Consider the following 22,562-nt stretch of genomic DNA (forward strand, 5'->3'; position numbering starts at 1 on the left):
TTGAAATGGAATTTAACAAATAAAATGACAGATATAATGAAGACAAGATTTTTTGCACTTGCGGCGCTCGCCCTCGCACTGGCAGCCTGCAATAACGACAACGAGATTCTGAACAATGACGGTCCCGTGGCCGCCCGGTTTATCGCCGACATCGCCCCCGCCACCCGCGCCAGCGGAACCACATGGACTGGCGGAGACCGCATCGGCGTCACCGACATCGGCAACGATACCCGGTACGGCAACGTGCCTTTCATCCTGAAGAACGGAACATTTGAGGCAGAAGAAAAGGTCATCTATATCGAAGATGTAAAGACCCATACTTTCCGCGCCTACTATCCGTACAACGCAGCGGGAGGCACCCTCGCAGCCACGACCGATGCCACGGCGCAGCAGAACCAGCCTGCCATCGACTTCCTCTTTGCTTCAGGAGCCACGGGGGACAAAAACAGCCCGGTAGTGAGCTTCACCGACAAAACGAAGGATGGCGGTGCAGACAACTCCTTCCACCACCGCATGAGCCAGATAACCCTTACCTTCGAGGCGGGCGACGGCGTGGATTTCAGTATGATCAAGCCTGAACGTTACACGCTGGACGGATTGAAACTCACCGGTACGTTCAACACGGCCGACGGCATTGCCACCGCAGACGACGGGGCACAGACCGGAGAACTGACCATGGAGCTGGCCGACGGCAACCTCACGTCATCGGTCATCCTCTTCCCGCAGACAGCTGCATCCCTGCCGTTGACTGTGAATTACAGAAGTCAGAATTATCGTGCCACGCTCACCGTGCCCGAAGGCGCACTGCAGGCGGGCAACAACTATACCTATACCGTCAAGGTACGCAACAAAAACCTTGAAGTCAGCGAAGCCACCATTGCAAAGTGGAACGATGTAGACGGCGGAGAAGTGGGTGCTGACCTGTAAGACAATGAAGAATTAAGAATGAAGAATTATGAGACATAGATTATTTATCCCCGCAGCCACCGCGCTGCTGATAGCCCTCACCGCCTGCACGCAGGACGAACTGGCTGACGACAACCGTCTGCCCGAAGGTGAATATCCCGTAGTGATCCGTGCCACCGGACTGTCCGTAGAGGCAACGCCGCAGGCAGCCCCATCCACCCGTGCCACCGTGGACGGCGACTGGCAGGGCGTACAGACCGTGGCACTCAAGATGGGCGACGCGGTAAAGGAATACACCATAACGGCTACGGATGCCGACGGATACAAGAGCGCCACGCTCTCATGCGAGAACGACCCGCACTACTGGACCAGCCGCGACCCGATTACCGTATCGGCATGGTGGCCCCTCGACAAGGCTGACATCACACGGATGCCTGCCGTGAAGGTGGCGGCTGACCAAAGCAAGTTGGCAGACTTCCAGAACAGCGACTTTATCTCTGCTGAAAACCAGACGGTAAAATTTGACGACCCGAAACTCACCTTTACCCACCGCACGGCACGCGTGGCAATCGAACTGAAGCCCGGCACAGGATTCACGAGCGTGGACGGTGCCACAGTGAGCCTCGTGAGCCTGTCCACCGATAACGGCAACCCGACCGCCATCCAGACCTACCACGCAAGCGGCAACAGCTACGAGGCACTGACCGCCCCGCAGACCGTTGCGAAAGGCGAGCCGTTCATCCGCGTGGAACTTGGCGGCGGCAACTTCTACTTCCGCCCGCAGAACGACGTCGTGCTGGAGGCGGGCAACCGCTATAAATATACCGTCAACGTCAATGCCACGGGGCTGACGCTGGCAGGCTGTGAAATCGGCAAATGGGACGACGGCGGCGGCGAGAGCGGCGCAGCCGAGGATTTGGGCTACAACTACGACACCACCACCAAGACCTACACGGTCTATAATGCAGACGGCCTGCTGGCATGGGCGGAAGCCGCAAAGAGTGATCTCAGCTTCAACTGCACCCTGACTGCCGACATCGACCTAACGGGCAAGACGTGGACGCCGATAGGTAGTGGCCTCATGTCTAAATACGGTTACCAAGGCACCTTCGACGGACAGGGACACCGCATCACGGGGCTGGCCATCACTACGGACAATCCGAGCGGTGAGAGTGCTGCGTTGTTCGGCGGTATCGGCGGCAACGGCGAGGTGAAGAACCTGCAACTGGTGGATGTGGACTACGATGTGAAACAAACCGGTGCGGCCGGCGGCATAGCAAATGCCAACTACGGCACCATTACTGCCTGCTCCGTAAATGGAGATATTACTGCAAATAGCGGTGATGTCGGTGGCATTGCGTCTATCAACCGCGGTAGCATTATTGGCTGTTGGTTCGATGGAAATTTAACAACGAATTATGCTAATGGCGGCATCGCTGCTTACAACTATAGCACCATCACCGCCTGCTTCTATGGCGGAAACGCCGGACATGGAGCAAATAATCAAGGAGGAACGGTAGGTGCCACGAAGGTGGAGGGTACGACCACTTGGCAGGACGCTGTTGGTGGCATGAACGCTGCCCTTACCGACAACGACTACCAGTGGGTACTCGGTACCGACGACCTGCCCGTACTGCAAAAGAAACAATAACGAACCCTAAACAACACGCATCATGAAACGAACAACCATCCATATATCCGCAGCCCTCGCCCTGCTGCTCGGCCTTGCCGCCTGCACGCAGGACGAAGCGGGCTTCCTGCCGGAAGGGGCGGAAGGCACACCCATCGTCTTCACCGCCACGGGACTGAACCCCGCGGCGACAGCCACCGCCGGTACCCGTGCCCCCGTGGACGGGAACTGGGAGGGCGTGCAGAGCGTGGCAGTCCTGATGGACGGCACGGTGAAAGCGTACGACGTGACGCCCACCACCGCCGACAACACCAGCGCCACGCTGACCTCCACCGACCCGCACTACTGGACCAACCACACCGACCGCCTCGTCACCGCCTGGTGGCCCTACACCGCTGGCGAGACAACCCCGCCTGCCGTGAAGGTAGCTGCCGACCAAAGTGCCCGGAAGGACTTCGAGGGCAGCGACCTCATCGTGGCCGAGGAACAGACGGTGAGCTACGGCAACCCCACACTCCGCTTCACCCACCGCACGGCACAGATAACCGTCGTCCTGACGAACTACACCGAGGGGCTGGCGTCCGTGCGGCTGACGGGCCTCTCCACCGAGAACGGCAACCCGGCCGAAATTGCCCCGTATGACAAGGGCGGCGACACCTACACCGCCCTCGTAGCCCCGCAAAGTGTGGCAGCGGGCACGGCCTTCATCACCTGCGCCTTCACCAACGGCAAGGTCTTCGTCTATAAGATGAAGGAGGCTACCGACTGGCAGGCGGGCGAGGAATATACCTACACCGTCTCCCTCGCCGCGGCAAAAGACCCGGGATACACCGTGTCGGAGGACGGCAAGACCTACACAGTCTATACCGCCGATGGCCTGCTGGCATGGAATAAGGCCGTGCAAAACGACCTCACGCTAAACTGTACCCTGACCGCCGACATCACCCTGACGGGGGAATGGACACCGATAGGCACAAGCATCAGCAACGCATACAAAGGCACCTTCAACGGTGGCGGCCATACCATCACGGGGCTGACCGTTACGGGAAGTAACGAATATGCGGGTCTGTTCGGACGTATCGGCTCCGGCGGCAAGGTGATGAACGTGAAGTTGGAGGGCGTACAGATAGAAAGCGATAACGAAATGAGCGCTGTCGGCGGCGTGGTGGGATATAGCTATGGCAACATTGAAAACTGCTCGGTGTCGGGCAGCGTCAGCAGCAACTCCACCGCAGGTGGCGTGGTGGGCGCTCAACTGAGCGGTTCCATCACCGGGTGCAACACCTCGGCCACAGTGAAGGGCGTGACCTATGCCGGCGGCATAGCGGGATATACGAATGGTGGTGGCTCCCTGACCGGCTGCTATGCTACGGGCAGCATAAGCGTTGAAAATAACACAACAAATGCTGCCTGGGCCGGCGGCGTGGTGGGATCTAACGGAAGCAGCACCCTAACCGCCTGCTATGCCACGGGCAGCGTGACCAGTAGCGGAAGCGGCACCATCTATGCAGGCGGCGTAACGGGAACCAACGATTTTGGCACCCTGACTGCCTGCTACCATGCCAATGGGACTATCAGCTGCCCAGGAGGAACTACAGGCGGCGTGGCGGGACGGAACTACAAGGGCCTCATGTCGTATGGCGGTATCATCACCGCCTGCTACTGGGGAAGCAACGGCCAGATACAAGGCATCGGTGAAGACCAGGTAGGCACCGGCGGAACCACGATGGTGACGGACGGTAACTGGCAGAATGCCGTTACACAGATGAACGCCGCCCTGAGCGGTAAAGGCTGGCAGTACGAACTCAAAGACGGCAACAGCCTGCCTACCTTGAAGAAAGAACAGTAAACCGTCGGGCGTCGTGTCACCCCGCACCCGATGCGGGGTCCAGTGTGTGGGTCACCCCGCACTACGATGCGGGGTCCAGAGAGGAAAGGCGAGGCATTCATTTGCCGGTATTCCTGGATTCCGCATCAAGTGCGGAATGACCGGGAGGGTATTTCTGGATTCCGCGTCGCACCGGGTCACCCCGCACTCGATGCAGGGTCCAGTGTGTGGGTCACCCCGCACCACGATGCGGGGTCCAGTGGCGTGAGTCACCCCGCACAACGATGCGGGGTCCAGTGTGAGAGTCACCCCGCACCACGATGCGGGGTCCAGAAAAGTGCCTCTTGTGGGTATTGCCTTTGCCCGTATTTCCCGCCCGGGTATTCCTGGATTCCGCATCAAGTGCGGAATGACCGGGAGCGTATTTCTGGATTCCGCGTCACACCGGGTCACCCCGCACCACGATGCGGGGTCCAGTGGCGTGGGTCACCCCGCACTACGATGCGGGGTCCAGTGGCGTGAGTCACCCCGCACCACGATGCGGGGTCCAGTGTGTGAGTCACCCCGCACAGCGATGCGGGGTCCAGTGGAGTGAGTCACCCCGCACAGCGATGCGGGGTCCAGTGGCGGGTATTTCCTGGATACCGCGTCGTAGCGCGGTATGACGTGAAGCACCGCGTCGTAGCGCGGTATGACCGAGAGGGTATTTCTGGATTCCGCGTCACACCGGGTCACCCCGCACCACGATGCGGGGTCCAGAGAGGAAAGGCGAGGCATTCATTTGCCGGTATTCCTGGATTCCGCATCAAGTGCGGAATGACGTGAAGCACCGCAGTATGACGAGGGAGTGCGGAATGACGGGACGGCGGTATTCAACCGATAAAAAAAGGTATCCCCTCACGACAGAGAGAATACCTTATATCTATCTTAGAAAAAACTCTATTCTATTTGAACCGCAGTTCGCCGAAGTATTCGGGGCGATGGAAATCGGGTTTCTCGACCGGAATGGGCGACCAACTGAGGTAGTGCGGCAGCGACGAGCCGTCGGCACATTTGTAGAAGTTGGCAGCCACGGCCTCGGGCAGATGTTCGCCGTCGAGACCCACGAGGTCGAAAGGAATAGCCACGAGCAGCTCCCACGAGAAGAGCCCCTCCATCTCGCGGAAAGGCTTGTTACCTGCCGACGCGTAGCGTTTGATACGGGCCATCTTCTCGGGCGAGAAGTGCTCGGCGTCGGAGCGGCTGGTGCGACGGGCGGCCAGAGCCGTGCCGATGCAGTTGAATTCGAAGTTGTAATAGTATTTTTCGCCGGGAATCTGCACGAAAAACTCTACGCAGCTATCTTGCCACACCGGCGAGTTGTCGGTGCTGTTGACAGCCAGCAGGTAGTTGCCCCGCACGAAATAGTCGATATAGAGATACTCCTTGTCGCGGGCAATCGTAAACGATACAATAGGTTTATAGGGAAATTCATTGGGCCAGTCGACACAGTCGATAGCCTGTCGCACACCCTGAGTCTCGAGCACCTCGGAGACTTGTGCCAACGGTTTGTCGCTCAACCCGGCGACAAAAGGTACTTCAATAACTTTTTTCATGATGTTTATCTTAATGCAATATATAATCTTTTATCCCCCACACAAATCCGAAAACAGACATGACGATGATGATGATACCGATAGCGCGGTTGATAAACCAGATGCTGCGCACATTGAACCGCGAACGCACTTTATTGATGACATAGGTAATGAAAAACCACCAGCCCACCGCTCCGATGAGGATAGAGAGATAGCCCACGACATGGTGCCACAACTGCGATTCGGGCAGGAAGAAGTTGAAACGGGCAAACAGACCTATATAGAGGAACAGAATAAGCGGATTGGAGAAGGTGAGCAGGAAGGCGGTAATGAAATCTTGCGTATAGGAATTGATCGACGAGTTGGCTTTGCGGATATTCTTCGCCGGGTTCTGCCGGTAGAGATAGAGGCCGAAGCCCACCAGCACCAGGCTGCCCAGAATCTGCAATACATTCTGATTGGCTTCGATAAAATCGATAACAATCGACATACCCAACCCTGTGAGCAGGGCATATATCAGGTCGGACAACGCGGCTCCCAGCCCCGTAACGAATCCCGACCAACGCCCCTTGTTGAGCGTGCGCTGGATACACAATATCCCTATCGGCCCCATAGGTGCCGATACCAATATGCCGATGGCCAATCCTCGAATAATCGTATAGAGCGCTAAATTCATACAGTCTAAAAACTATCCTATCCCGCCGGGAAAATTCCGGCAAGGGAATGCAAAGATAGTACAAGCCGCGTGTAGAACCAAATTTATTAGTGTCCTCTGTGGCCGAACTATTGGTGGGTAGAGTCCAACAGCAAATGCAAAACTACAAAACGTTTATGAAGAATCTGTATTTGGGCGAATCAAAATTAAGTTTTTCCCGAGGTCTTCGATTCAATTTCTTTTGTATCTCTTTGATTTTCCAGTCGGAGAAATCCTGAAAGTTGGCCTTTTTTGGGATATATTTCCGAATAAGCTTGTTTGCATTCTCAATGGCTCCTTTCTGCCAGGCTGAATAAGCATCCGTAAAATAAACCTTAACTGGCGGCCTACCTTTGAGGCTGAGTTGTTTGGTTATCTCCTGATGTGCTGCAAATTCACAACCGTTGTCGGTGGTAATCGTATGTATCGTTTGCCTATATGGGAACAGCAGTCGGATGACCGCCCGGGCCGTCGGTAGGGCTTTCCGTCCCTGAGGCAACTTTTCCATGAGTATGAAATTGGTCGAACGTTCGGTTAGGGTGACGATGGCATGACCGCAGGAGTCGATGATGGTGTCCATTTCCCAATCGCCGAATCGGGTTCCGTCTGCCTCCTTGGGGCGCTCGTGTATGCTTGTGCGGTTGGGTATATTGGTCGCTTTTGTCGGACACAGGATTTTGCCTCGCTTTTTGTATTTGAGCCCATGAGGCATATGCAGAGCCAGTTTCCCGGTCGTATCGGCATGGACATGGTTGTAGATGGTCTGCTTGGCGATGTGGATACCTTCTTTCCTGAGTACTCCCGCTATCTGGGCCGGAGACCATTCCTCCTCTTCGATCATGCGCTCAATTCGCCACCATAGATCTTCCGGTTTCCTGTGATGGCCCTTAAATCCGTGCTTGCGGCTATCACACTGCCTCTGAGCATATTTCCATATATACTCTCCTTCCGGCTTTGAGTTGCGCCTGATTTCCCGACTGACTGTCGATTTTGATACTCCTATTTCCTCTGCTATGCGAGAACGGCTCCATTTCCTTTTCAGACCAAGATATATTTCATATCTTTGGGCTTCGATTAGTTGATTTGACATGGCAATACAAAATTAATTAATCGTAGGGAGATTTCGGTCTCCCTTTTTTGTATTGCTGTTGGACGCTCTCAGGGGCTTTGCGCCCCCGCCGCTATGGCTTCCCCCGCAGTGTTTTTCATAGTTCTTGTTCCTTCCTTACTCGAAAAACGTTGCGTTTTGATTTGGATTCTTCACCGAACTATTGGTGCATCTCTCGCAAATATACAAGATTATGTTAGAAAATAGGCACTCGTTTTATCGATTTTTATCTGAGAAGTGCGGGATTTTCTCTACCTTTGACTTTCGAAAACGACATTATCACTTTTTTAATGGCTTCGCAGCATGAACAACCTGCTTGTGATACTCGAAAACCTGCTTACCGATTAGAGCTTATGAACGACAAAAAAGAGAAACGTCCACGCCTCGCCCGCTACATCGCCATAGGTATGCTGCTGGGCCTTTCCCTCGGGGCGGTCATGAAGAATATCCCGGCCGGCATGGGCATAGGTCTTGCCCTGGGCATGATGTTTTACCAACTCTCCTCCAAGCCCGACCAGGGGAAGGAGGACAAAAGGAAAAATAACAACTTGACCGATTAAAGTCATTCCCCTCTTTTTGCGAGGATATTCCAGAGATTTTATGTAAATCTGTATAAGGAATATACCTCTTTGAAATCAAGAGAGTTAGAAGAATTACCTCGTTTTCGGGTAATGAGTTGGTAACCGTTCCTAATTGCCGTGGTCTGCATCGCTTTGCTTGTTTGGGAAACTCTTACGGTACAAAGGTATGAAAAATATTCAGACTGAAAGGATCATTCCAAAAATTATTTTAGTCAGAATATTGAGCATTCATCCTTATGCAGTCTTGGTTGGAAGCAATTAACGAACAAGGAAGCCACGGTAAAGGCAACTCCTACTCCTACCACGCCTGCCCATCCGTAATGTTGCCAAAACAGACCTGAAACGAACGTACCAGCAGAACCGCCCAGGAAGTAGATGGTCATATAAACGGTATTGACACGGTTGATGGCGGATGCGTCAAGGGCGACTACGCTGGTCTGATTTGACAAATGGATGCATTGCATACCGGCATCAATCAACAGGATGGCAACTATCATCCACAGGTAGCTGTCATTCCCTAAAAATGCCAGCAGCCATGCAGCCAATACCACACATCCTCCGGCAATAGAAAAGAACCTTGCACCGTACTTTTGGATATAGCCGCTGATGAAAACCACCGTGGATGCACCTGCCAATCCGCACAAACCGAGTGCGCCGATAATATCGTCACTCGCAAAGAAAGGCTCTTGCTTCATCCGGAAAGCAAGGCAACTCCACAACGCAAAGAACGAGCCATAAGCCAATGCCGCCCTCAACGAAGCGATACGCAAGTACGGGTATTTGGCAAGCAGACGCAACAAGGATTTCATCAGACCCGCATAATTTTCACGTGAACGAACAGGCAGAACGGGAAGCATCTTGTAAATCATAAGAAAGCATCCGAGCATAAACACACAAGCCACAAAATAGACGGAACGCCATCCCCACATATCAGCCAGGAAACCACTTAACACCCGTGAGCCAAGAATGCCTATGAGCAGACAGGACTGTATAATCCCCACGTTGCGTACCTTGTGTGCTGGTGCTGAATGGAAAGACACCAACGGGATGAAGAACTGCGGCATAACCGAAGATGCTCCGGCAAGCAAGGATGCGCCCCACACCCAATAGATGTTAGGGGCAAGTGCTATGGCAAGCAATGCGCACGATGAAATGATATAATTGGTCAATATCAGCTGCTTTCGTGAAACCAAATCGCCAAGCGGAATGACAAACACAAGTCCGACTACATAACCTATCTGGGTCAATGTCGCAACCATGCTGGCAGAAAAGTCGCTTACCCCAAAATCCTTTGCCATGCTGCCCAACAAAGGCTGGTTGTAGTAGCAGTTGGCAACGGAAAGCCCGGTAGCGACTGCCAGCAGAGCCAGCAGAGGTGCCGGAATGCCGTGGTTTTCTCTCAATTCATATTTCATCATTTATTCCTCCTTTCAGTATGACACAACTTTCAATCCAATCAAGGAGGCAATGAGCGTGGACAGGAAGAAAAGCCGTATGGGAGTGGCCGGCTCTTTGAAAACGAATATCCCAATCAAGACCGTGCCGACCGCTCCGATACCCGTCCAAATGGCGTATGCCGTGCCCAAAGGCAAAGTCTGAACCGCTTTGGCAAGTAATGCCATACTCAATACCGTGGAAGCCAAGAAACCGCTCCCCCACAAATAAAATTCAAGTCCTGATGCCGCTTTCGTTTTACCCAAGCAGAATGTGAGGCTCACTTCAAACAATCCTGCCAAAAATAAAATTATCCAATTCATACCTATGATTTATTAAATTCGGGTGCAAAAGTAAGCAAGTAATTTCTAACCGTTTTTTACATTTGGTAAAAACGGATTTTGCATTTGACAAAAAAACAGCCGTTAGCAGCTGTTTCTGTGCGCTATTTTATAATTTTGCACCATAACAAAATGACTTATGGATATAAAGGAAATCATCAACCTGAGATATGCCATGCCGGATGCGTCTTTGGACAAGTTGCGGCAATGCCTGACGGAAGTCTCATACCCCAAAGGATTCCAAGTGTTGGAATATGGCAAGATAGAAAAAGACATCTTTTTCATCAAGAAAGGCATTGTCCGCGCCTATACTTCGGTAGAGGGGAAAGAAATTACCTTTTGGGTCGGCAAGGAAGGGGCGACTATTGTTTCCATGAAAGGATATGTGAATGACGAACCGGGGTATGAAACAATGGAGCTGATGGAAAATTCTGTCTTATATGTATTGGAAAGGAAAAAACTGAAAGAGTTATTCTTGAAGGATTTGCACATAGCCAATTGGGGACGGCGTTATGCGGAAATGGAACTGCTTGCTGCCGAGGAACGGCTGATTTCCATGTTGTCAGCCGTCGCCTCGGAACGGTATCACGAGTTGTTGGAGAAAGAGCCTGATTTGTTACAGCGGTTGCCGTTGGGAAGTATCGCCACTTATTTAGGCATCACGCAGGCAAGTCTGAGCAGAATTAGGGCACAAATAAAGTATCCGTGATGATTTCATCCCGGCGTATTGCATACAAAGAATATCTTCCTTGTTTAAAATTCTGTCGTTCATATTATTTTTTTCTGTTATAAGTTTCCTCTATAAAGTGACGGTATGTCAATCTCATTGCAAAGACACCATAATTCCGTATCGCCCCAGTCGGCTTCGACTGTAAAGAAACCGTATCTGTCAGGTTCTGAAATGACCGTCCTATGTCCGATTCGCTTGCCTATATATGTAGCTAATGATGAAGTGGCCTGCCATTCTATATCTACATCGCATTCAAACATTTCATTTATCAAGTCCATGTTCTTCTTAGTTTTTTTCTTGCTTTCATCCGTACCAATGACTTTCCGCAACCAATCTGCAACAGATTCATTGTAAACCAAATGCTCTTTAATATAGTCTTTCACCTCCTGATGCGCCTTCACATCCAGATTGTCGAAACTGATAATCTGCATTCTGTATTTAGCTTTCGGAATGTTCAAAGTAGAATCTGACGGAACAGCCTCCATTATATTGCACTCGTCAATAATGGCTTTCAGAATGTCTATGGTGGAGATCTCCAGACTATCAACAATTCTCAGTACTTCCTCCTTCAAAGATGCGTCTTTCAGATTGTCGTCTATGACATCATTAACTGCCCTTACAGATAAATTGGCGAATTCCTTGATATAACGGATGCGACCCGGACGCCCCAGAAGATTCTCGTCAATTGACAGCTTATTGGTGGTCAGAATATACAGTTTCCGCATGTCGTTGTAAACTCCGTCAATCATTTTTAGCAGAACTTCTTGCTCTTCACGGAAAGTTTTTTCCGCTTCGTCAATAAGGATAATGCTCTCGAAATGCAATGACTGAATAAATTCCAACATGCCGTCAACGGGCTTTGAGATGACAATCACCGGTAGTCCAATGCGGTTACAGAGCTGTTTAGCAGCGATTGTCTTACCTGTTCCTTTAATGCCGTTGAAAATCACTCCAAGATTCTTGTTGCTTTCTCTGAACAGGTCTGAAGTCCATGTCTTTATAATTTTCGACATAATATCCTCGCAGTCAAGGTCATAAATCTTGAAATCGAATCGGAAAGTATCATCTATCTTCTCCAGTCCCAAGCGTTTTGTCTGCGGTTGCTCATAGATGCGGAATATCCCGTTGCCGGGAGAAGTGAGCAACGAAGCATAGCCCGGAATCGGGTAAAGAATGCCACCGTCATTAATCCATTTCTGCTTTGATGCGATAGTCAGCTTTTCCTTGCGTACTTTTTCATCGGGATTGAGGTATTCTTCTTTGTAAAGGGTATAATATTCAAGGTCGACAACTTCATCAAGATAATTCATGCCGCACTTTCTTTCCAAACCTTCGTATGTGAAGCCGCTTTTCAGGGCGACTCTGCGAGAGGCGTCATTCCGTGGCAGGACGGCAATGGTCAGCGAGTCAGCCATCCGCTCATCGAACAGATAGCGTTTCATTCTTTTCACAACTTCCGTCATATAGCCTTTCCCTCGGGCCTCTTTATGGAGGAAATAACATATCTCGTAATTGCATTTCTCACCCGAAACGGTATTTGTCTTGTGCGGAGTGACTTCAAAAACGCCGAGAACCTTTTCCGGACGGTTCTTTTCCAAAATACAGAACATCAGCCCGCTATTCATATCCCTGCGGATTTTCCCTTCGGCCTCGCTAAGCGTGTTCATCGGTCTGAATCCGGTGATTGCCGCTATTTCCAAGTCGCTCATCAGGGTGAAAATATCGCGCGCATCATTTTCGTCAGGTGTCCTGATGACAAGCCTGTCTGTAACCAGCCCAATTTTCTGTGTTTTTACTTCTTCCATCTTTATGCTGCATTTATGATTACAGCACAAAAGTATGGCGAGGATGTATCATTTATCGGTACAGGTTGAAATAATATTTTGCTATCTCTTATGAAATTCTATAAGACTCGACTTTCTTAAATCGGAATAATCAGCATTCATTATCGCTCCATTGGAAAAGGTTGTTCCGTTAAGAGTTGTTGTTCCATGCTGGGAGTGTATATGCCCGAAAAGATGCAGCCGAGGTTGGACAACCGAAATACGGTTAAGTAGTTCTTCCGAACCGTAATGGATATTGTCGTCAGAGTCGAGGATGCCAAAAGGCGGTGTATGTGTAATGAGAATATCCGTATCATCGGGAATGTTTGCATAATGCTTGGTCTGGCGGTCAGTAATGCAGTCGCCCATGAACATCGGAACGCCATAGAATTTCACTTCGTTAATCTCAACTCCAGAATTGCATATGTAATGGACATTGCCGTCAAGTCCGTCAATAGTAGCACCGTAAAGGCAATCGTCGTGGTTGCCGCAAATGAATATCGTTTGCGGATAAGGAAGGTCGCAGAACCAGTTCATAAAATCTAAGGCTTCCTGCTCACTGCCGTTCATGGTAAAGTCGCCTGAATGCACGATTATGTCAGCTTGTGGTAAATCGTGCAACCGTCTGTGGCAACCATGTGTGTCTGAAATATGCAAAATTTTCATCTCGAATGCTTTCTTTGCCGACAAAGATAAAGGATTGCTGGCTCAATTTGCGATACAAGCAGAAACGATTCCATTGCTGTATATAAAAGTGAGACATGAGGAGGATACTTTTGCAATATTATTGAAATAATCTATATTAATATGTGTACGACATTAATTAATGAGAACAATGTAAAGCCTATTGCCATCTATGTGCATGGACTTGGTTCCGGTGCAGCATCAACAACAGTACGGATGGTATGTAAAATATTCTCTGAATACGAGTGGATAGCAATTGAAGTAAATGAGAATCCATTTGAATCGGTAAAAAAGATTAATGCCACTGTCAGCAAGTTCAATCCATCCTTATTAATGGGAACCTCATTGGGCGGATATTATGTGTTTTATGCAGATGCTCCACGTGCGACAAAGGTAATCTGCAACCCGGCAATGAATATAGCGGAGCTTATTCGTTACAAGATAGGATTCGGGACATATTCTTATTTTGTAGAAAGGCAGGACGGCAATACTGAATATACACTTGACGAAGCAGTTTGCAGACGTTTTACGGAATATGAGAGTAGTCATAAGGTAGTGAACGGGACAAAGAACTATGCCTTGTTCGCCGTACATGACGAACTTATAGGAGATGCCGATATGCTTGACAATATGGCAATGGTTTTCGAATCCGGTTACAGATTATTGTTGGATTCCAAAGGAGGACACCGACACCGGGCAGCAGCTCTGAAATTGCTACACAGAGAAATATCCAAATAATAATGCAAGCCTGCATCGGAAATAACTTCGGTAAAACCGTCAGTATTGACTGTGTCATGCGCCTGATTTTCAATCTCAAAGCAGTATAATTTAGTTAAGAATCAAATAATTGTGTTAATTATGTTGTATTATCCGAGATGTTGCATTGGATGCTACAAGTTTTTATTAACTTTACCGCAACCAACAAGATGCAATATGTTACAACTTCAAAAATACACATGGCTGATAGACACTATCCGCAAGGCAGGAAAGATTTCTTTGGAGGAGATTTCCGACCGTTGGGAGCGTAATAAGGATTTAAGTGATTACAAGCCCCTGAGCCGTGCTACGTTCAACCGATGGAAAGATGCTATTTTCAGCCAGTTCGGAATTATCATTTCTTGTCAAAGGTCTGGCGGTTATCTTTATTATATAGAGAATCCGGAGGACATTGATGAAGATGAACTGAAAAAATGGATGCTCGACTCGTTTGCCGTAAGCAACCTTATCAGCGAGAACCTTTCACTGAAAAACCGGATTCTGGTCAGCAAAATTCCGTCTGCCTACAACCATTTGGACACATTACTTGAAGCGATGAGGGAAAACCATGTCGTGACAATCACTTATTGCGGGTTCAACAAGTTAAATAGTCACACGTTTCCGATCGAGCCTTACTGTGTAAAACTGTTTGAAAACCGATGGTATGTTCTGGCTCACAATATCCACTATAATGATTACCGGATTTACGGGCTTGACCGCATTGAAGATTTGGAAATAACAACGGACACATTTAAGCTTCCCAAAGATTTTTCCGCTTCAGATTACTTCTCAAATTATTACGGAATTATATCCGACGGCAATATAAAGCCCGAACGGATAGTTATCAGAGCCTACCGTGATCATATTCCATATATGAACTCGCTTCCCTTGCATCATAGCCAGAAGTTGCTGGAAGATAACGGTGAATATGCTGACTTTGAGTTATTCCTTGCTCCTACATTCGATTTTACAATGAGATTACTTAGTGCAGGAGCCATGATAGAGGTCATTTCTCCGGCATCTTTAAGAAAGACATTGAAAGGATGGGTGTCGGATATGTATAATTTGTATAGGGAAGATTAGCGCACTTACAATCCTACAATACATCAACTATAAAAATAACAAACCTATTGGCAAGGTTAAATATGCGCTGATTTAATTTCGCCAATGGATGATTGATAAATGTAAACTTTCAAAATTATGATAAATAGCGGTTTTAAAACTCCAATTAGCATCAGCGATGCGATAGAGTATATTGAACAAAGAAAATTCTTACTCCCTGCAATACAAAGAAAATTTGTATGGTCAAGCGAACAGATTGAAGTGTTGTTCGATAGTATTATGAGAGATTATCCTATTAATTCATTTATGATATGGAACGTTACAAGTAGTCAAACCAAAAACAATTACAAGTTTTATGAGTTTCTCAAAGAATATAGAGCTTTTTTTAAAGATGAAAATCCATACATATCCACAAAAGGCTACTCGGACTTTATGGCTGTTATAGATGGTCAGCAGAGATTGACATCGTTATATTTGGGGTTAAAGGGTACTTATGCATATAAGATGCCAAGAAAGTGGTGGAAAGATAATGAAGACTGCTTACCTACAAGACGACTTTATATTAACTTGTCATCACAACTTCCCAAAGATGATGAAAGAAAGATGATTTACAATTTTAAATTCCTATCGGATAACGAGTTTGCCAAACTAAACGAAACTGAGGATTTATTTTTGGTTGGCGATATTTACGATTACAGAGAAGACGATGCTCTTGATGATTTTATAGACTCAAGACCTTGGAAAGATAAGAAATATGCAAAATCAACCTTGAGGAAATTGAGAAAGGTGATTTTTGATAACAAACTTATTAATTATTATCAAGAAGAAAATCAGGATATTGATACTGTACTCGACATATTCATTAGAACTAACAGTGGGGGAGAACCTCTTAGTTTTTCCAACCTATTAATGTCTATAACAACAGCTAATTGGGAGAAAGATGCACGAAAAGAATTTAAGTCATTGGTAGATGCAGTATATAATAACAATTTTATTATATCCGCTGACTTAATTCTAAAATGTTGTCTAGTATTGTTCAATGATAATATAAAATTTCAGGTAGCAAATTTCAATTCAGATAGTGTTAGTGTGTTTGATAAAAACTGGGATCGAATAAAAGAAAGTATTGAGGTAACATTTGAATTGTTAAAGAAATGGGGCTTTAATGATTCAAGTCTTAGAGCAAAAAATGCAATTATTCCTATTGTTTACTATATTTATCATAAAAATCTTGAGAAAGAGATATTAAAAGACCATATACATCAAGAAGAAAAGACAGATATGCGAAAATGGCTATGCATTTCATTACTCAAAGGTGTATTTGGTGGTCAATCTGATAGTGTATTGTCCCGTATTAGGAAAGTCCTCAAAAATAATATTATAGAAAACAGATTTCCTTTTGAGCAAATCAAAGCAGAGTTTGCAAGTGACGATGCCAAGAGTCTGTCATTAAGCGATGAGGTAATTGACGATATATTAAAGACACAAAAGGATGCTCCCGATTGTTATACAATTTTAGCATTACTTTATTCGCACCTGCAATATGATAAAGTTATATATCATAAAGATCATTTACATCCTGCAAGTAAATTCAATAAGCTAAAAGAGAGTGATTTTTCTGATTCAGAAAAATATCGTTTTTATAAGGATCCCGAAAACTGGAATTCTATATTAAACCTTCAATTACTTTCCGGTGCATCAAACGAATCGAAAAACGATGAGGATTTGAAAGATTGGGTAAAGGATAATAATATAGATTTAGCATCACATCTTATTCCACAGAATACCAGCTTGGATTTCAATGATTTTGTAACATTTATAACTGAAAGAAAAAAGTTATTATTATCGACTCTAAAATCCATAATTGGGGCATGATAATATTCTCATTGAACAATATTTCCGTGTAAGGAAATAGCAACAGTTTTGAGGCACTCTTATGGAGTGCGCCTCAAGACTGTTGGTAAGTGTCTTCTTATTTTTTTACAAATTTCGCTCATCCACACATTGGCTATATCGGACGGTACGGCAATCCTGCCGCACACATCCATTGTGATTGTTGTCCGTTTCATATCCCTGCCACTTTGATGTTACCGAATGACTTGCTCAGCTTGTCGCCCAGCATCGTGAGGTCGTTATCCAGCTTCTCCACGGTTATCTTCGCATAGATTTGGGTCGTTTCGATGTTCGTATGACCCAAAATGCGGCTTACGCTCTCTATCGGCATACCCTTGCAGAGGGCCAAGGTTGCGAATCCATGACGTGAGCAATGGAAGCTGATGTCCTTATTCACACCGCATTCCCGTATCATTTTCTTCAACGGCTTGCAGATTGACCAATAGTTCAGGTTGGGAAATACGAAGTTGTTTTCTTGAAACGGACGGTAACGCTCGATTATCTGTAAGGGGATGTCCAGCAGCTTCACTTGGAACGGTACGCCCGTCTTGTGCCGCTTGGAAATAATCCACTTCTCGCCGTTCACTTCCACGATGCGGTCGTTGGTCAGTTCCTTGATGTCCACGAAAGAAAGGGCGGCGAAACTCGCAAACACGAACAAGTCACGGATATATGCCAGTTTCGGATCTGAGAACTCGTGCGTCATTACCGCCTTCAACTCATCCTCCGTCAGAAACTCACGCTCCTTGACATTCGGGCTGATGTGGAACTGCGCAAACGGATTTCTCGGTATATGTCCGTTGAAATGCGCCCGCATCACCACACCTTTCAGCCACATGCAGTTTTCCCATATCGAACCGTTGTGCAGTCCGGCTTCGTTGGAAAGGAACACGGCGAACTCCTTGATGAAGTCGGGCGTAAGTTCAGGCATGGAGATGTCGTTCCGCTTGTAATGTGACCTGATGAATGCCGCCACATGGTTTCTTGCCCGTACCCTTGCCATATAGGTAGCCCTGACCCTGTCTTTTCCGACACGCTTCTTGAACACCTCGTTCTCACGGTCGAAGGCTTTGAGCAGCGTTTCATACTCGCCGCCTATGCCTTGATAGGCGTTGCGTACCATCTCTGCCGTCACAAACGCCTCACGGTCGGATATGCGCTGGTAGTGCTTGATGATTTGCGCCTTGATGTTGTCAAGCGCAAGGTTCGTTTCCCTTGCCTCCAAACTCTTGCCTTTGGCACGGTTGCCCTTTGCATCCCAAAGTTCTTTTGAGATGCTCCGCTTGCAACTGAACTGCGCCACCGTTCCGTTGATTGTAACCCGTCCCATGATGGGGACAGTTCCATTCTTCTCCTTGCTGCCGTTCGCATAGAACAGCACGCGAAATGTGCTCCTTGTCATACTCGTTCTTTTTTGGTTGCAAAACTATAAATCAACGAGTTAAACCTTGACAAGCAAACCTACGCAGAGCGGCGCAAACGGAACGGTGACTGTTAAATCTGCATTTCTGACGGGTAACGATTAGGAAACCGTTCTCTTTCTCCAATCCGCTTTGAAACGCTATTCAGCCCTCTATCCAACTTCCGCGATTTTCTCCTAACTACTTAATTCACAGATTACATTGCGTTAATCTGCCGAATTTTGGAGGTTTTTCCATAGATTTTTGATAATTTTGCTGCCGAAACCCATAGATCTTTTTCCCTGCCTCCTTTCAAGAGAGGAGCGGGAATACAACCATACCACTAAAAAACAAGACATAATGGTCATTCTTTTCAAAACCCCCGTTCAAAACATTATCGCGGTCGAGGCCGACCATGCCTTTTCGGCCGAAGAGACCCAAAAGTTATCCTGGCTTTTCGGAGAGGCCGAGCAACTCGCACAGCCCACGCTGTCGGGTTGGTTCGTAGGACCGCGCAAAGAGATGATTACCCCGTGGAGTACCAATGCGGTAGAGATTACGCAAAACATGGGACTCACCGGCATTACCCGCATCGAGGAGTTCTTCCCGGTCGAGAACGACCAGGCCGAGTTTGACAAGATGCTGCAACGACTCTACCACGGCATCGACGGCCAGATTTTCGAAATCGACAAACGTCCCGACCCCATCGTCTACATTGACGACCTGGCTGCCTACAACGAGCAGGAGGGGCTGGCCTTGAGCTCCGACGAAATCAACTACCTCAACGAGCTGAGCCGTAAAATCGGCCGCAAGCTCACCGACAGCGAGGTGTTCGGTTTCTCGCAGGTAAACTCGGAGCACTGCCGCCACAAAATCTTCAACGGCGTGTTTATCATCGACGGAGAGGAGAAAGAGAGCTCGCTCTTCAAGCTCATCAAGAAGACATCGGAGTACAACCCCAACCGCCTGGTATCGGCCTACAAGGACAATGTGGCTTTCAATGCCGGCCCGGTGGTCGAGCAGTTTGCCCCGGTGAATCCGCAACAACCCGACTTTTTTGAAATCAAAGATATAAAGACCGTCATCTCGCTCAAAGCCGAGACGCACAACTTCCCCACCACGGTCGAGCCCTTCAACGGTGCCGCTACCGGTACGGGTGGTGAGATTCGCGACCGTCTGGGCGGTGGCCGTGCCAGCTTGCCTATTGCCGGTACTGCCGTATACATGACGGCCTATCCCCGCACCGAAGAGGGTCGCGAGTGGGAAGAGGGGGCCATGGCTCCCCGCCCTTGGCTCTACCAGACGCCCGAGCAGATTTTGATCAAGGCGTCGAACGGTGCCTCGGACTTCGGTAACAAATTCGGACAGCCCCTCATCTGCGGCTCGCTGCTCACCTTCGAGCATGCCGAGAACGGCAAGAAGTTCGCCTTCGACAAGGTAATCATGCTGGCCGGCGGTGTGGGTTTCGCCAACATGCGCGACGCCCTGAAAGGTACCCCCGTTCCCGGCGAGAAGGTCGTGGTGATGGGTGGCGACAACTACCGCATCGGTATGGGTGGCGGCGCCGTTTCGTCGGTCGAGACGGGACAGTATGCCAATGCCATCGAGCTGAATGCCGTACAACGGGCCAACCCCGAAATGCAGAAACGTGTATCGAACGTGATACGTGCCATGTCGGAAGCCGACGAGAACCCCATCGTCTCCATCCACGACCACGGTGCCGGCGGTCACCTCAACGCCCTCTCGGAACTTGTGGAGGAGACGGGTGGTGTCATCGACATGGACAAGCTCCCGGTGGGCGACCCCACCCTCTCGGCCAAGGAAATCGTAGGTAACGAGAGTCAGGAGCGCATGGGTATCGTCATTCACGAAGAAGATATTGACCGTATCCGCCAGATAGCCGACCGCGAGCGCGCCCCCTTCTACGTAGTGGGCGAGACGACCGGCGACCACCGCTTCGTATTCCGTCAGGCCGACGGTGTGAAACCCATCGACCTGGCCATGGACGACATGTTCGGCAAGGCACCCCGCACGGTGATGACCGACCACACGGTTACCGAGACGTACGAAGATGTAACTTACAACCAGGCTCAGCTCGACGAGTATGTAGAGCGTGTGCTCCAGCTCGAGGCCGTAGCCTGCAAAGACTGGCTCACCAACAAGGTAGACCGCTCGGTAACGGGTAAGATTGCCCGCCAGCAATGCCAGGGCGAGATTCAGCTGCCGTTGAGCGACTGCGGTGTGGTTGCACTCGACTACCGCGGCCGCGCCGGTATCGCCACCTCGATAGGCCATGCCCCGCAAGCTGCCCTGGTAGACCCGGCCGCCGGTTCGGTACTCTCGATTGCCGAAGCGCTCACCAACATCGTGTGGGCTCCGCTGGCCGAGGGTCTCGACAGCGTATCGCTGAGCGCCAACTGGATGTGGCCCTGCAAAAACGAGGGCGAGGATGCCCGCCTCTACCGCGCCGTCGAGGCTTGCAGCGACTTTGCCTGCTCGCTGGGCATCAACATCCCCACCGGCAAGGACAGCCTCTCGATGACTCAGAAATATGGCAACGACAAGGTCTATTCGCCGGGTACGGTCATCATCTCGGCCGGAGCCGAAGTGTCGGACATCCGCAAAGTGGTTTCGCCCGTGCTGCGTACCGGCATCGAAAGCACCGTTTACTATATCGACTTCTCGTTCGACCGGCTGAAGTTGGGCGGTTCGGCCTTTGCCCAATCGCTCAACAAGGTAGGTAAAGAGGTTCCCACGGTACAAGACAGTGAGTATTTTGCCGCCGCCTTCAACGCCGTACAGGAGCTGGTGAAGAAAGAGCTGATTCTGGCCGGTCACGACATCTCGGCCGGCGGTATGATTACCACGCTGCTCGAAATGAATTTTGCCAATACCGAGGGCGGTCTGGAAGTATCGCTCGACGAAATACCCGAAAAGGATCTGGTGAAGATTCTCTTCAGCGAAAACCCGGGCATCCTCATCCAGGTAGAGAAGTGCGAAGAGGTAGAGAAGATTCTCAAACACGCCGGTGTCGCCTTCATCAAGCTGGCCCGTCCCTGCGAAGAGCGTCACCTGCTCATCCATAAGGATGGTGCCGACTACCAGTTCTTCATCGACCACCTGCGCGACGTATGGTTCGAATCGTCTTACCTGCTCGACCGCAAACAGAGCGGCGAAGAGGCTGCCAAGGCCCGTTTCCTCAACTACAAGGAGCAACCCCTGCAATACAGTTTCGCCCCGTCGTTCACCGGCACGCTGGCCCAGTATGGCATCTCGGCCGACCGCCGCACCCGCAGTGGCGTGAAAGCCGCCATCATCCGCGAGAAGGGTGTGAACGGCGACCGCGAAATGGCCTACTCGCTCTACCTGGCCGGCTTCGACGTGAAAGACGTGCACATGACCGACCTCATCAGCGGCCGCGAAACCCTCGACGACGTGAACATGATTGTATACTGCGGCGGTTTCTCGAACAGCGACGTGCTGGGCTCGGCCAAAGGTTGGGCCGGCGGTTTCCTCTGGAACGAGAAGGCCAAGGCTGCACTCGACCGCTTCTACAGCCGCCCCGACACGTTGAGTCTGGGTATCTGCAACGGCTGCCAGCTCATGGTCGAACTGGGTCTGCTCACCCCCGACCACGCCGAGAAACCCAAGATGCGTCACAACGATTCGCACAAGTTCGAATCGGAGTTCATCGGACTCACCATCCCGCAGAACAACTCGGTGATGTTCGGCTCGCTCTCGGGCTCGAAGCTGGGCATCTGGGTAGCTCACGGCGAAGGCAAATTCGAATTGCCGTACGACAAAGAGCGCTACCACATCGTGGCACAGTATACCTACGACGCTTACCCGGCCAACCCCAACGGTTCGCCCTACGCTATTGCCGGTATCGCTTCGGCCGACGGCCGTCACCTGGCCATGATGCCCCACCTCGAACGGGCTATCTTCCCCTGGCAGTGCGGCTACTATCCCGCCGACCGCCGGAACGACGAGGTAACCCCGTGGATCGAAGCCTTTGTCAACGCCCGCAAATGGGTAGAACAACACACCAAATAACACCGTATATTCCGCAGAGCGGGAGGGCATCGTCGCCCTCTCGCTCTGTTCATTTTAACACAACA

Annotated in this window: 17 protein-coding genes; 9 read left to right on the top strand and 8 right to left on the bottom strand. The window is 49.7% G+C overall.

The annotated features are described in order from the left end of the window. The first annotated feature begins 36 nt into the window (after positions 1-36). From ABGT88_RS09340 to ABGT88_RS09350, 3 genes are read left to right on the top strand one after another with little or no spacing between them, the layout of a single operon-like run. A complete protein-coding gene (locus ABGT88_RS09340; protein WP_346701718.1) occupies positions 37-927 on the top strand; it encodes a fimbrillin family protein in 891 nt (296 codons plus the stop codon). A gap of 28 nt (positions 928-955) precedes the next feature. Next, entirely contained in the window at positions 956-2,557 is a 1,602-nt protein-coding gene (locus ABGT88_RS09345) for a fimbrillin family protein (protein WP_346701720.1), read from the top strand. A 22-nt stretch (positions 2,558-2,579) separates the two neighbouring features. After that, positions 2,580-4,385: a fimbrillin family protein gene (locus ABGT88_RS09350; RefSeq protein ID WP_346701722.1), complete on the top strand. Its 1,806-nt coding sequence runs from the start codon at positions 2,580-2,582 to the stop codon at positions 4,383-4,385. A gap of 923 nt (positions 4,386-5,308) precedes the next feature. Here the strand turns inward: ABGT88_RS09350 and ABGT88_RS09355 are convergent. The 3 genes from ABGT88_RS09355 to ABGT88_RS09365 all read right to left on the bottom strand — a co-directional run bounded on the left by ABGT88_RS09355 (position 5,309) and on the right by ABGT88_RS09365 (position 7,722). Continuing rightward, on the bottom strand, positions 5,309-5,959 hold the full coding sequence (locus ABGT88_RS09355; RefSeq protein WP_087409544.1) for a carbohydrate-binding family 9-like protein: 651 nt from the start codon (positions 5,957-5,959) through the stop codon (positions 5,309-5,311). 10 nt (positions 5,960-5,969) lie between these two features. Further along, a complete protein-coding gene (locus ABGT88_RS09360; RefSeq protein WP_258328032.1) occupies positions 5,970-6,614 on the bottom strand; it encodes a LysE family translocator in 645 nt (214 codons plus the stop codon). Positions 6,615-6,756: 142 nt separating this feature from the next. Next, positions 6,757-7,722: an IS30 family transposase gene (locus ABGT88_RS09365; protein WP_346699950.1), complete on the bottom strand. Its 966-nt coding sequence runs from the start codon at positions 7,720-7,722 to the stop codon at positions 6,757-6,759. A gap of 371 nt (positions 7,723-8,093) precedes the next feature. Between ABGT88_RS09365 and ABGT88_RS09370 the strand changes: the two genes are divergently transcribed. After that, positions 8,094-8,300 (top strand): hypothetical protein, encoded by a 207-nt coding sequence (locus ABGT88_RS09370; protein WP_346701725.1) that lies wholly within the window; start codon positions 8,094-8,096, stop codon positions 8,298-8,300. A gap of 233 nt (positions 8,301-8,533) precedes the next feature. Here ABGT88_RS09370 and ABGT88_RS09375 read toward each other — a convergent pair whose 3' ends face one another. Together ABGT88_RS09375 and ABGT88_RS09380 are read right to left on the bottom strand one after the other, a co-directional pair. Then, positions 8,534-9,736 (bottom strand): MFS transporter, encoded by a 1,203-nt coding sequence (locus ABGT88_RS09375; RefSeq protein WP_346702855.1) that lies wholly within the window; start codon positions 9,734-9,736, stop codon positions 8,534-8,536. A gap of 15 nt (positions 9,737-9,751) precedes the next feature. Further along, positions 9,752-10,078: a multidrug efflux SMR transporter gene (locus tag ABGT88_RS09380; RefSeq protein ID WP_346701727.1), complete on the bottom strand. Its 327-nt coding sequence runs from the start codon at positions 10,076-10,078 to the stop codon at positions 9,752-9,754. A 157-nt stretch (positions 10,079-10,235) separates the two neighbouring features. On the opposite strand from ABGT88_RS09380, the gene ABGT88_RS09385 reads away from it, so the two are divergent. Further along, positions 10,236-10,805 carry a cyclic nucleotide-binding domain-containing protein gene (locus ABGT88_RS09385; protein ID WP_346701729.1) on the top strand — a complete coding sequence of 190 codons (570 nt, stop codon included), beginning with the start codon at positions 10,236-10,238 and terminating at the stop codon, positions 10,803-10,805. A 77-nt stretch (positions 10,806-10,882) separates the two neighbouring features. On the opposite strand, the gene ABGT88_RS09390 is transcribed toward ABGT88_RS09385, so the two are convergent. Both ABGT88_RS09390 and ABGT88_RS09395 read right to left on the bottom strand, forming a co-directional pair. Next, on the bottom strand, positions 10,883-12,631 hold the full coding sequence (locus tag ABGT88_RS09390; protein ID WP_346701731.1) for a GNAT family N-acetyltransferase: 1,749 nt from the start codon (positions 12,629-12,631) through the stop codon (positions 10,883-10,885). A gap of 81 nt (positions 12,632-12,712) precedes the next feature. After that, a complete protein-coding gene (locus ABGT88_RS09395; RefSeq protein ID WP_346701733.1) occupies positions 12,713-13,315 on the bottom strand; it encodes a metallophosphatase domain-containing protein in 603 nt (200 codons plus the stop codon). 141 nt (positions 13,316-13,456) lie between these two features. Between ABGT88_RS09395 and ABGT88_RS09400 the strand changes: the two genes are divergently transcribed. The 3 genes from ABGT88_RS09400 (at position 13,457) to ABGT88_RS09410 (ending at position 17,026) form a co-directional block, all read left to right on the top strand. After that, the gene (locus ABGT88_RS09400; protein WP_346701735.1) at positions 13,457-14,071 is read left to right on the top strand and encodes a YqiA/YcfP family alpha/beta fold hydrolase; all 615 of its coding nucleotides are present in this window, start codon (positions 13,457-13,459) and stop codon (positions 14,069-14,071) included. Positions 14,072-14,266: 195 nt separating this feature from the next. After that, complete coding sequence (locus ABGT88_RS09405) at positions 14,267-15,172, top strand: WYL domain-containing protein (protein WP_346701737.1); 906 nt, start codon at positions 14,267-14,269, stop codon at positions 15,170-15,172. A gap of 117 nt (positions 15,173-15,289) precedes the next feature. After that, a complete protein-coding gene (locus ABGT88_RS09410) occupies positions 15,290-17,026 on the top strand; it encodes a DUF262 domain-containing protein (RefSeq protein ID WP_204395807.1) in 1,737 nt (578 codons plus the stop codon). Positions 17,027-17,216: 190 nt separating this feature from the next. Here the strand turns inward: ABGT88_RS09410 and ABGT88_RS09415 are convergent, their stop codons facing one another. Further along, positions 17,217-18,446, bottom strand: a complete 1,230-nt coding sequence (locus ABGT88_RS09415; protein ID WP_346701739.1) for a tyrosine-type recombinase/integrase — start codon at positions 18,444-18,446, stop codon at positions 17,217-17,219. Between the two features lie 358 nt (positions 18,447-18,804). Between ABGT88_RS09415 and purL the strand changes: the two genes are divergently transcribed. Beyond that, a complete protein-coding gene (gene purL, locus ABGT88_RS09420) occupies positions 18,805-22,497 on the top strand; it encodes a phosphoribosylformylglycinamidine synthase (protein WP_087409538.1) in 3,693 nt (1,230 codons plus the stop codon). Positions 22,498-22,562: the final 65 nt, after the last annotated feature.

Origin of the sequence: Barnesiella sp. An22 (genome assembly GCF_963931395.1) — a bacterium.
GTDB lineage: Bacteria > Bacteroidota > Bacteroidia > Bacteroidales > Barnesiellaceae > Barnesiella > Barnesiella merdigallinarum.

Bases quoted from the DNA above. Each gene is read 5' to 3' on its own strand.
- ABGT88_RS09410 (WP_204395807.1), top strand. From the start codon at position 15,290: ATGATAAATAGCGGTTTTAAAACTCCAATTAGCATCAGCGATGCGATA.
- ABGT88_RS09405 (WP_346701737.1), top strand. From the start codon at position 14,267: ATGTTACAACTTCAAAAATACACATGGCTGATAGACACTATCCGCAAG.
- ABGT88_RS09385 (WP_346701729.1), top strand. From the start codon at position 10,236: ATGGATATAAAGGAAATCATCAACCTGAGATATGCCATGCCGGATGCG.
- ABGT88_RS09380 (WP_346701727.1), bottom strand. From the start codon at position 10,078: ATGAATTGGATAATTTTATTTTTGGCAGGATTGTTTGAAGTGAGCCTC.
- ABGT88_RS09345 (WP_346701720.1), top strand. From the start codon at position 956: ATGAGACATAGATTATTTATCCCCGCAGCCACCGCGCTGCTGATAGCC.
- ABGT88_RS09360 (WP_258328032.1), bottom strand. From the start codon at position 6,614: ATGAATTTAGCGCTCTATACGATTATTCGAGGATTGGCCATCGGCATA.
- purL (WP_087409538.1), top strand. From the start codon at position 18,805: ATGGTCATTCTTTTCAAAACCCCCGTTCAAAACATTATCGCGGTCGAG.
- ABGT88_RS09390 (WP_346701731.1), bottom strand. From the start codon at position 12,631: ATGGAAGAAGTAAAAACACAGAAAATTGGGCTGGTTACAGACAGGCTT.
- ABGT88_RS09350 (WP_346701722.1), top strand. From the start codon at position 2,580: ATGAAACGAACAACCATCCATATATCCGCAGCCCTCGCCCTGCTGCTC.
- ABGT88_RS09395 (WP_346701733.1), bottom strand. From the start codon at position 13,315: ATGAAAATTTTGCATATTTCAGACACACATGGTTGCCACAGACGGTTG.
- ABGT88_RS09375 (WP_346702855.1), bottom strand. From the start codon at position 9,736: ATGAAATATGAATTGAGAGAAAACCACGGCATTCCGGCACCTCTGCTG.
- ABGT88_RS09355 (WP_087409544.1), bottom strand. From the start codon at position 5,959: ATGAAAAAAGTTATTGAAGTACCTTTTGTCGCCGGGTTGAGCGACAAA.
- ABGT88_RS09340 (WP_346701718.1), top strand. From the start codon at position 37: ATGAAGACAAGATTTTTTGCACTTGCGGCGCTCGCCCTCGCACTGGCA.
- ABGT88_RS09415 (WP_346701739.1), bottom strand. From the start codon at position 18,446: ATGACAAGGAGCACATTTCGCGTGCTGTTCTATGCGAACGGCAGCAAG.
- ABGT88_RS09370 (WP_346701725.1), top strand. From the start codon at position 8,094: ATGAACGACAAAAAAGAGAAACGTCCACGCCTCGCCCGCTACATCGCC.
- ABGT88_RS09400 (WP_346701735.1), top strand. From the start codon at position 13,457: ATGTGTACGACATTAATTAATGAGAACAATGTAAAGCCTATTGCCATC.
- ABGT88_RS09365 (WP_346699950.1), bottom strand. From the start codon at position 7,722: ATGTCAAATCAACTAATCGAAGCCCAAAGATATGAAATATATCTTGGT.